At 68.6% G+C, this 9,757-nt stretch carries 10 protein-coding genes and 1 pseudogene; 2 read left to right on the top strand and 9 right to left on the bottom strand.

Annotated elements, in window-relative coordinates; genetic code table 11:
• Window positions 1–350 precede the first annotated feature (350 nt).
• Together BM085_RS22035 and BM085_RS22040 are read right to left on the bottom strand one after the other, a co-directional pair.
• Window positions 351–797, bottom strand: a complete 447-nt coding sequence (locus BM085_RS22035) for an ATP-binding protein (protein WP_012887266.1) — start codon at window positions 795–797, stop codon at window positions 351–353.
• A 2-nt stretch (window positions 798–799) separates the two neighbouring features.
• Window positions 800–1,150, bottom strand: coding sequence for an STAS domain-containing protein (locus BM085_RS22040; protein WP_012887265.1), 351 nt, complete (start codon window positions 1,148–1,150; stop codon window positions 800–802).
• A 154-nt stretch (window positions 1,151–1,304) separates the two neighbouring features.
• Between BM085_RS22040 and BM085_RS22045 the strand changes: the two genes are divergently transcribed.
• Window positions 1,305–3,656: a DEAD/DEAH box helicase gene (locus BM085_RS22045; protein ID WP_245789518.1), complete on the top strand. Its 2,352-nt coding sequence runs from the start codon at window positions 1,305–1,307 to the stop codon at window positions 3,654–3,656.
• Window positions 3,657–4,134: 478 nt separating this feature from the next.
• On the opposite strand, the gene BM085_RS22050 is transcribed toward BM085_RS22045, so the two are convergent.
• The 7 genes from BM085_RS22050 to BM085_RS22080 form a co-directional block, all read right to left on the bottom strand.
• Window positions 4,135–6,015 (bottom strand): fibronectin type III domain-containing protein, encoded by a 1,881-nt coding sequence (locus BM085_RS22050; protein WP_143121013.1) that lies wholly within the window; start codon window positions 6,013–6,015, stop codon window positions 4,135–4,137.
• 432 nt (window positions 6,016–6,447) lie between these two features.
• Window positions 6,448–6,921 (bottom strand): Rv3654c family TadE-like protein, encoded by a 474-nt coding sequence (locus BM085_RS22055; protein ID WP_342742893.1) that lies wholly within the window; start codon window positions 6,919–6,921, stop codon window positions 6,448–6,450.
• The gene (locus BM085_RS22060) at window positions 6,918–7,298 is read right to left on the bottom strand and encodes a TadE family type IV pilus minor pilin (RefSeq protein ID WP_093888827.1); all 381 of its coding nucleotides are present in this window, start codon (window positions 7,296–7,298) and stop codon (window positions 6,918–6,920) included. Before BM085_RS22060 ends, BM085_RS22055 begins: the two co-directional genes overlap by 4 nt.
• The gene (locus tag BM085_RS46045; protein ID WP_245789519.1) at window positions 7,295–7,684 is read right to left on the bottom strand and encodes a DUF4244 domain-containing protein; all 390 of its coding nucleotides are present in this window, start codon (window positions 7,682–7,684) and stop codon (window positions 7,295–7,297) included. The genes BM085_RS22060 and BM085_RS46045 overlap by 4 nt, the downstream gene beginning before the upstream one ends.
• Window positions 7,675–8,112, bottom strand: a complete 438-nt coding sequence (locus BM085_RS22070) for a tyrosine-type recombinase/integrase (protein WP_177245205.1) — start codon at window positions 8,110–8,112, stop codon at window positions 7,675–7,677. Before BM085_RS22070 ends, BM085_RS46045 begins: the two co-directional genes overlap by 10 nt.
• Window positions 8,109–8,936, bottom strand: coding sequence for an IS3 family transposase (locus tag BM085_RS22075; RefSeq protein ID WP_093888830.1), 828 nt, complete (start codon window positions 8,934–8,936; stop codon window positions 8,109–8,111). The genes BM085_RS22070 and BM085_RS22075 overlap by 4 nt, the downstream gene beginning before the upstream one ends.
• The gene (locus BM085_RS22080) at window positions 8,933–9,259 is read right to left on the bottom strand and encodes a transposase (protein WP_093888831.1); all 327 of its coding nucleotides are present in this window, start codon (window positions 9,257–9,259) and stop codon (window positions 8,933–8,935) included. Before BM085_RS22080 ends, BM085_RS22075 begins: the two co-directional genes overlap by 4 nt.
• Before the next feature lie 308 nt (window positions 9,260–9,567).
• Between BM085_RS22080 and BM085_RS22085 the strand changes: the two are divergent.
• A pseudogene (locus BM085_RS22085) lies at window positions 9,568–9,757 on the top strand (helix-turn-helix domain-containing protein); the annotation flags it as partial.

Below are 9,757 nucleotides of genomic sequence, written 5' to 3' on the forward strand. Positions count from 1 at the left end.
CGGTTGCGTCCGCAGACTCCCCACGGAATTGAGCCCGTTCACGGGCCGCTCCGAAGGACAAACCTTGGCCGGTGCCGGGAGTCTACGCAGCTACGACTCGGATATGAAGCCTCTGTGCTCGGCCAAATTAACGGAGCGTTCAGTAATCGCTCTCGACCAGCCTGCTTATAAGGGCATTCAGGCCGGTGAAACGAATCTTAAACTCGCATTTCCCTCTGGTTTCGGCCTACACGTATCAAAATTATGTTTTGACCGAAACCTCGTGCCCCCATACGGACAGCCGGGCGCGCCCAGTGGACGCGCCCGGCTACCGAAGTTCTCTGCTGCCAGAGCCCCGAGGCTCTCGGCTGTCAGACCGGAGACAGACCGTTGGTCGCCGCAGGCCAGCTCATGCGGATGCGCATGCCCTTCTGGCTGGGGTAGACCTGGACGTCGTCGGCCAGTCCCACGATGACCGCGATGCCGAATCCGGTCATCAGCGTGTCGGGAAGCTGCCCGAGTGGATCGTCGAACCGTAAAAGCTCGCGCTCCTGCTCCAACTCATCACTCGGGGCGGAGTCGGTGACAGTCACCTCAAACCGCCCCAGATCATCACGTAGCTCGATGCGGATCGGCTCTCCCGGACAGTGGAGGCGATGTGCCTCGACAGCCCGGGAGCACGCCTCACCGACGGCGAGCCGTACCTCGTCCAGCAACGACTCCTCCACGCCGGTGCGCCTGGCGATCGCCGTGGCGACCAGACGTGCCGTGCGCACGTGCGCGGGGAGAGCGCTGAACGTCAGCTCGACGGTAGCCACGACTACTTGTCTCGGCCGTGGGCTTCCTTGGCCTCTTCCACCGAGGCGTAGATCCCGAAGACCTTGGTGAGTCCGGTGATCCGGAAAATCTTCAGGATGCGCTCCTGGGTGCAGACCAGCTCCAGTGAGCCGTCGTGCGCCCGAACTCGCTTGAGCCCGCCGACCAGGACACCAAGGCCCGTTGAGTCAAGGAAGTCAACCTTCTCCATGTTAACCAGGAGGTGGAAGTTCCCCTTGTTGACCAGGTCGATCAGGAGCTCACGCAATCTGGGCGCGGTGTAGACATCGATCTCACCCTCGACCTCAACGATGGTGAGACGGTCCTCGGAATGGTGGTCCAACTTCAGATCCACAGATCCTCCAGCGCCTTGCCTGCGAAAGTACCGATTCAGGCGTGACTCCTGGGACCGGGTGGCCCCCAGACGACAAGCCCCGACGCGCGGCATTCAACCATGCGTACGCTCAGTGTCTATACGAAATCACGATTCCCGGCGACTCTGCCCACAGATGCCAGACTGGAAACCAGTGACTCCGCCCTCATCCTCCTCTCTTCGAGCAGGTTCCGCGCTCCGCCACCTGCTCGGCGTTCCCGCACGTCGCGACCGCGTGACCCACGTGGAGCACGTTCCAGCACGTCAGGCGGGTCAGACCCGCTGGCCGGACTGGGTTCACGAGAGCCTGGTTACGCGCTGGGCGAACCACGGCATTTCGGGCCTATGGTCACATCAGGCAGAGGCGGCCGACCTGGTCCATCGTGGTCAAAACGTGATCATTGCCACAGGGACCGCCTCGGGCAAATCCCTCTCCTACCTGGTCCCCGCCCTCTCCTCGGTGCTCGACGGCGGCACGATCCTTTACCTCACGCCTACCAAAGCGCTGGCCGCCGACCAGCTACGCGCCCTGAACGAGCTCGACGTCCCCGAGCTCCGCGCGGCCACCTTCGACGGCGACACCTCCTTCGAGGAACGGGCCTGGGTCCGCAAAAACGCCAACTACGTCCTGACCAACCCGGACATGCTCCACCGCACCCTGCTGCCCCGCCACGCCAACTGGTCGTCCTTCTGGCGGCGGCTGCGGATGGTCGTGGTGGACGAATGCCACGGCTACCGGGGCGTGTTCGGCTCCCACGTGGCCCAGATCCTGCGCCGCCTGCGCCGCGTCTGCACACGGTACGGCTCCGCCCCGGCCTTCGTGCTCTCCTCGGCCACGGCCAGCGACCCCGGGGCCTTCGCGATGCGCCTGACGGGCCTCCAGATGGCCGAGGTGACCACGGACGCCTCCCCTCGGGGCGCGACCACCTTCGCCCTGTGGGAGCCTCCCCTGACCGATCTGCGCGGCGAGGGCGGCGCCCCCCTCCGCCGTCCCGCCACCGCCGAGAGCGCCGACCTCCTCGCGGACCTGGTGATCGCCGACGTCCGCACCCTGGCCTTCGTCCGCTCGCGGCGTGCCGCCGAGTCCGTGGCCCTCACCACCCGGGCGAAACTCCAGGACCTCGTGTTCGACGTGGGGGCGCCCGGGGATCTGCCGGACAAGGTGGCGGCCTACCGGGCCGGATACCTGGCGGAGGACCGCCGTGGACTGGAGAAGGCGTTCCGGTCGGGAGACCTGCTCGGGCTGGCCACGACCAACGCGCTGGAGCTCGGCGTCGACGTGTCCGGGCTGGACGCCGTGCTCATCGCGGGATGGCCGGGGACCCGGGCCTCGCTCTGGCAGCAGGCCGGACGGGCGGGACGGGCCGGGCAGGACGCCCTGGCGGTGCTGATCGCCAGGGACGATCCGCTGGACACCTATCTGGTCCACCACCCCGAGGCGCTGTTCGGCCGGCCCGTCGAGGCGATCGTCCTCGACCCCGACAACCCCTACGTGCTGGGCCCGCATCTGTGCGCCGCCGCCGCCGAGATCCCGCTCACCCCGGACGAACTGCAGATCTTCGGCCCGACCGCCAAGGAGGTGCTCGCCGGCCTGGTGACGGAGGGCCTGCTCAGGCAACGCGCCACGGGCTGGTTCTGGACCAGCCGGGAACGGGCCACCGACCTCGCCGACATCCGGGGCGCGGGCGGCGCGCCGGTCCAGGTCGTGGAGGCGTCCACCGGGCGGCTGCTCGGCACCGTGGACGAACCCTCGGCCCACACGACCGTGCACACCGGCGCCGTCTACGTCCATCAGGGTGAGACGTACGTGGTCGTCGAACTCGACCTGGAGGCGGGAGTCGCCCTCGTCGAGGCCGGAACCCCCGACTACACGACCTTCGCCAGGGACGTCACCGAGATCTCGGTCCTGGAGTCCCTCCGCTCGCACCCGCTCGGCCCGGGAGAGCTCCACTTCGGCTCCGTGGAGGTCACCCGCCAGGTCGTGTCCTACCTCAAGCGCCGCGCCCAGAGCGGCGAGCTCCTGGGCGACGAGCCCCTCGACCTGCCCCCGCGCACGCTGCGCACCCGCGCGGTGTGGTGGACGCTGCCCACCTCCGCGGTCGTCTCCCTGGCCGAGGACGGCCTTGACCTGGGCGGGGCCGCGCACGCGGCGGAACACGCCGCCATCGGCCTGCTCCCGCTCTTCGCGACCTGTGACCGCTGGGACATCGGCGGCGTCTCCACCGAGCTCCATCCCGACACCGGGCTGCTCACCGTCTTCGTCTACGACGGCCACGAAGGCGGCGCGGGCTTCGCCGAGCGCGGCTACGCCCGCGCCCTCGACTGGCTCACAGCCACCCGGGAGGCCATCGCCTCCTGCGAGTGCGAACGCGGCTGCCCCTCATGCATCCAGTCGCCCAAGTGCGGCAACGGCAACGAACCCCTGGACAAGGCAGGCGCCCTCCGGCTCCTGGCCGTCCTGCTCTCCGTCGCCCCGCAGGGAACCTGATCGCCTGCTCCCCGTCGCCCCGCGGGAAACCTGATCGCCTGCTCCCCATCGCCCCGCGGGAAACCTGATCGGAGGCCGTCACCTTCCCGCCGCGGGAAACCTGATCGGAGGCCGTCACCTTCCCGCCGCCATCACCCGCCGAAGCCCCCGCCCCTGAAAAACCCGGCAGCAGAACCCGGCCTCACCCCACCCGCGAAGGGACTCCTTGAAACACCCGGCGGCACAGCCCACCACCATGCTCCCCATCGGCTCCACGGGAATTCCATCCGGAAACGACCGGGCGGGAAGACACCGCCAAACGGCAGACGGCAGAGGACGGCATCTCCTTCGGGTCAGCCATAACGACCGGACGAGAGGACACTTTCAGACGGCAGACGGCAGACGGCAAAGAGCCGCATGTCCAGCCGATCAGCCGTAACGACCGGACGAGAGAAACGCCGCCGTATGGGAGACGGCAAAGGACCGCGTGTCCTTCGGGTCAGCCATCACCGAGGACGCGACGACCACCGGAGTAGGACGGGTCGTCCTCTTCCTTGTCGTCGGCGGCCCAGAAGTCGGTCGCCCCTGGCTGCGGACGCTCCCAGAAACCGCTGTCCTCCATGGACCGGGGCGCGGGCGGGAGATAGCCGTCCCACTGGTCTCCGATCCGGACCGCGACCGGGGTGACGGCGGCCACCTCGGGGATCGGCGCCGCGACGGGCAGCGTCAGGTGAACGGGCTCGGCCCGGGGCTCAGGAACAGGTTCGGAGCCCGGCTCCGCCCGGCCGGGAACCTGCTCGGCCAGGACATGCTGTCCGTGAGCTGAAAGATGACGCGCGGGAGCCTGCTCGGACGGAGCACCCTCCGCATGAACCGAGAAGCGACGGACCGAAGCCTGCTCCGACGGCGCGTCCTCCGCATGAACCGAGATACGACGGGCGGGGGCCTGTCGTACCGGGGAAGAGGCCGGCCCCTGTCGGGCCGATGGGGGGTGCACGGAAGACGGATTCGCCGGGACCGGCTGGACCTGGCGGGTCTTGACCACGGCGAGGATGACCGCGGGCCGCCGGGGAGCGGCCGTGGCCGCGACCGGCCCGGTGTCCCCGGTTGCCCTGGCAGCGGCCGTGGGCGGGCCGTCACCGCCGGAGGCGGGGGGCGTCGCCGCCGCTCCGGCGCCCGCGTCCGCGGCCAGCAGCTTGCGACGGACCCAGGCACCACCGTGCGCGCCGAGCAGCAGCAGGATCAGGGCACCGGCGATGACGATGCCGTACTGGCCTATCCCCTCCGCCGGCGTCTCCGACGACCGGGCCGTGACGCTGGTCTTCGTAGCCGGTGCGACGTCTGTCCCGGTGATCGCGGAGTCGGGGGTCGGCTCCTCTTCGTCCCTGGACTCACCTCTGGCGGCATCGCCCTTCTTGTCCCGCTTGGCGGGTGGCTGCGCGACGTTGCCGTCGTCCTCGACCGCGTCCCGAGACCCAGGTGCCTTCGTGGGCACGTCCGCCGTCCCCGGAGGCCGTGTCGGAGCCGTCGCGGGCTTCTTTGCCGGTAGCCGCGGCAGGTCCTGGACGCCACTCCGCTGTTTGCCGTCGGTCTTTCCGCTCTGCGGACTGCCTGTGCTCCTGCCGGTGTTCTGCTGAGTCGTGCCGTTCCGTGACCCGGTGGTCTTCTCGGTGGTCTTGCCGGTGCCGGCGTTCTGGCTCTCGGTGTCCTGCGAGGTCCGCGGCGCCCTGGGAGCGGGGATGCTCACCGAGGCGACGGCCGAGTCGCCTGAGGTCAGGGTGCCGCCGTTGCCGTTACCGCGCAGCGCCCGCACCGTGAACCCGATCCGCCGGCCGGCTGCCTTCGCGGGAACGGACAGGGTCGCCCTGCACCAGCCGCCGGAACAGGCGCTACCCACCCGTACCGATCCGACCTTGCCGGTCTGGCTCGTGGAAAGCTGGTAGCCCCGCAGATCGGGTTCGGAGCCCTTGCGCCAGGTCACCATGGCCTTGCCGCCCCGCAGCCTGACGGCCACCCCGCTCGGTGTCGCCGGAGGAACCGCCTGGGTCAGGGTTTTGCCGGCCTGGTGCCACTCGGCACCGAGGAGCTTGCCTCTCTGCTCGACTTTGATCTCATACCTGCCATTGGGGCGGTCACGGGGGTCCCATGAGTAGGAGACCTTGCGATCGCCTTTCGCCACCTGCCGGCCATTGATGAAAAGGACCGCGTCGAACAGCGGATCGACCGTGCCGGAAAGAGTCACCGCCCTGTTGGAGGTGACCCGTGAGGGGATGTCCAGTCTCGCCACGGCCTGCGCCGGACTCGCGACAGCAAGCAGAGCGGACACGGACACGATCGGCGCGATCGTCGCCACAGCGACCAGTCCGCGAACCGTCGTCACGACGCTTCCCTTCGTCGAGAGCCGCGCACCACCCGGCCACCCGCTGCGCGAGCGGTCGCACGGCGACCGGACGTGCCAGTCCTCCAGGCCGGTTCGCACCGGCCCGGCCCCCGAACCTGTGGTCGCGATCGGGACGGACCGCTCGACAGTGCCGTGCGCCCCGGCGACTCGCGACCCATCCCTTCCCATGCCTGAGCACAAGACAACACGGACCGAGGGTAAGCGGAACCTTACGTGAGATTTCTGGCTTTTGGACATGTCGTCTAAGAGTCGTAATTCGATTGCGACCTTGCCCCTCAAATGCCCGGCAGCCCTGTCTCCACTCTGTTTCTCCATGGGGCCGCACTGCGCTTTCCCGCGTTTCCCTGTGGGTCCACACTGCGCTTTCCCGCAGGTTTCCTCCCGCCCTCACCTGCGTCTCGACACTGTTTCTCAACCAATGAAACCGGCGATGTCGACAGGTCCGGCACGCGCATTGGCCATGATCGTCCGGTCGCCCAGCACAGGCAGCGAGAGCCCCACGGCCACCTGGACGTCGGCGATGCCGTCGCCGTCGATGAAACATCGTGTGATCATCGCTCCGTTGCCTTCGGCCAGCGAGGACGCCTCCGCACACCCGCGCTCCGGAGCGGCGAAGGCCAGCCGGGCAGCGGCGAGCGCGCTGAGATCGGCGGCACTCTGCGCCCGATGACGGGCCACTCTGGCCGTGCCGGCGAACACGATCGTCGCAGTCACCGCGAAGACCAGTGCCATGAGCCCGGCCACCCATATGGTCACCGCTCCCCGATCTCTCCCTATCCCCCCGATGCGTCGGCCCGTCCCGGCCTTACCGATCCACCGGCCCCTCTCCGGCCTTCCCGATCCACCGGCCCCTCCCGGCCTTCCCTCACGATCCCTCCGCCTCACCGCCCGGCTCCCGGTTCTGTCGCGGAGACCGCGGTCGCGCGGATGGTGACGGCCGGAAGCGAGGCGCCCCAGCGGGGTCTGATGCTCACGGAGACCTCCACCCGGGTCACCTCCGCGCTCCGGGTCACCACGACGTTGGCACCCGCTGGAGCGGCGGCCAGCACACCACCTCGCACCTGCTCCAGCGACTCACCCCGTGACGCGGCCCGAGCTCCCGCCCGGGCCGCGTCCACGCACTCCAGCTGTGCACCGACCGCCGCCACCGCCCACAACGCGGCGGCCAGCATCACCACGACGGCGGGCAGAACCACCGCGGTCTCCGCGGTCACCGATCCCTGCGACGGGCGCGTGGAGGCGACCGTCCCCACAGAAGTCATCCGGCCACGTTCAGCGCCCGGTTGATCAAGCCTGAGATCATCTGCTGGACCTCGGGACTCGTCACCACCTTGAAAAGGAGCGCGGCGAAAGCACAGGCGGCGATCGTGCCAACCGCGTATTCAGCGGTGGACATACCCCGATCGCGGCCCGGGCCGGCGATCAGCAGCGTCCAGCGGGCACGCAACCACCGCGACCGGTGACCTCGGATACCACCGGCGATCGATCGAGCCATCGTTTCCTCCCGGAAATCCCGCCAGGTCCAATGCCCGGCCTCTGCTGGATCAGGTTTCCTTACGAACACGCGGCCCTGCGGACACGAACGGCGTTCTGTGGATAACGTGCGGACGCCCATACACAGGGGGTTGACCTGGGGTTTTACAGCCATACGGCCAGTTCTACGGCCCGTTGGCCCGTGGTTGGCCCCTGGTTTGCGTTTTTGCAGGTCACAGCACTACCGGTGATCATTTTGGCGGATAGGGCGGCCTCGATCTGCGCGTTTGCCGCATCCTCCCCGCCGTCGATCCAGTGAGCATAGGTATTGAGTAGGGTGCGGATGGAGTGGCCCAGACGTCGGGCAATCTCCACTACCGGCACCCCTGCCTGGATCAGCATGCTGGCGTTGGCATGCCGCAGGTCGTACGGACGTCGAGCCACCTGGGACACGTGCTCAGCAGGGCTCAGAGCAGCTTTACGGGCACGTCGCCACACGGCCCGGTAAGCCCCTCCGGTAAGCGGTGCCTGTTCCGGCCCGTCATAGAACAGTCGCCCATCAGCAGCCGGAGAATAGGCCAGCAGGTGACCGCGAAGGATCACGACTGGATGCGGCGGGGGTTGTACCACCCGTCGATGTAACGGAACAGGGCCGTGTCGGCTTCCTCTCGGGTGGCCCAGGTGGTGCGGTAGACCAGCTCCACCTTGATCGTTGACCAGAGGTTCTCGGCCAGGGCGTTGTCGAAGCTGTCGCCGACGCTACCGGTCGAGGGGGCGATACCCGCATCGGCCAGCCGCTGGGTGAAGCGAATCGCCGTATATTGACAGCCCTTATCGGAGTGGTGAACGAGCTGCCCGGTGCGCACGTCGCGGCTCCACAGGGCGAACTCCAGCGCGCCCAGCACCACCTCGGTGTCGGCCCGGTCGGAGGTCTTCCAGCCCACGACCCGGTTGGAGAAAGCGTCGCGGACCGAGGCCGGCCACAGCACGCCCTGGCCGGTGAGGATCCTTGTCAGGTCGGCGACCCGCAGCCGGTTTGGCGCGGACGCGGAGAAGTCGCGGCAGACCAGGTCCGGCGCCGCCTGATGACGCGGGTCCTGGCGGGTGGAGCCGGTCGTGAAGCCCTTGCGCATGAAGGCGTCCTGCAGCCCGGCCTGGCGCATGAGGCGCTCGACCCGCTTGCGGGAGACGCGGACGCCGCGTCGGCGCAGCTCCAAGTGGATGCGTGGTGAGCCGTAGGTGCCGGCGAACTCGTGACCGGCCCGGATCTTAACGATCTCCTCCAGCAGCAAGGCATCGGCCACCGCTCGTGCGCTGGGCCGGGCGACGCGCTCACGCCATCCGTAGTAGGTGGAGACGGGCACGCCCAGGACCCGCAGGAGGAGTTCGACCGCGGCAAGGCCAGGGTGGGTGTCGATGAACCTCATGACCGCCGCCGGGTCAGGTCGAACTCCTGGGCGAAATACGCGCTGGCCGCCCGCAGGATCTCGTTGACTCGCCGCAGTTCGGCGTTCTCCTTGGCCAGCCGCCGGTTCTCCTCCAGCACCGCGGTGCTCGGCAGGTCGTCACGCTCGCCGTGATCGGCCTGGTCCTGCCGGATCCAGTTCCGCAGCGCCTCCCGGTGGATGCCCGGTTGGTCGGCCAGGTGCGCGATGACCGGCTTGGGCTCGGCCTGCCGATACAGCCTCATCGCGCGCTCGCGTAGCTCCAGCGGGTACTTTCGCTTCCCCGTAATCGAGACCTTTCCCATGATCCGTGGACCATGATCCAAAGCCTCCGGAAAAACGGGGGAAGCTCAGTCAACACCACAGCCTTGATCACGACAACCAGCCTATGGCGCATTGTGGGCCGCCTGACATGTCCGCCCATCGTGCCTGTGCGGAGGCGGGTGCATCGAGCATCTGAGCTTGAAGGGCTGAAGTTACCTCGCGAAGAGCGTGACGATCGCCCAGACCGGCCATACCGGGAGCATGAGGTATCCCGAAAGCGGCGGGCTGACCGCCGCCGCACGTGCCAAGCGAGATCGGTTGTGCTTCGAGGCCGCGGACCTTTTCGCCCATGGAGTGCCACCGCCGGAGGTCGGCCAACCGCTGGTACCGGGCCTGGCAGGCCGGCGGCATCGAGGCGCTGGCCTCCAAGGGCCCCGGCGGAGACAAATGCCGCCTGGACGAGGCTCGCCTGGCTCGGTTGAGGGCCGAGCTGGCGCGGGGCCCGGCCGCACACGGCTACGCCGAGGACCAGCGCTGGA

It is taken from the genome of Streptosporangium canum, assembly GCF_900113865.1.
Taxonomy (GTDB): Bacteria; Actinomycetota; Actinomycetes; order Streptosporangiales; family Streptosporangiaceae; genus Streptosporangium; species Streptosporangium canum.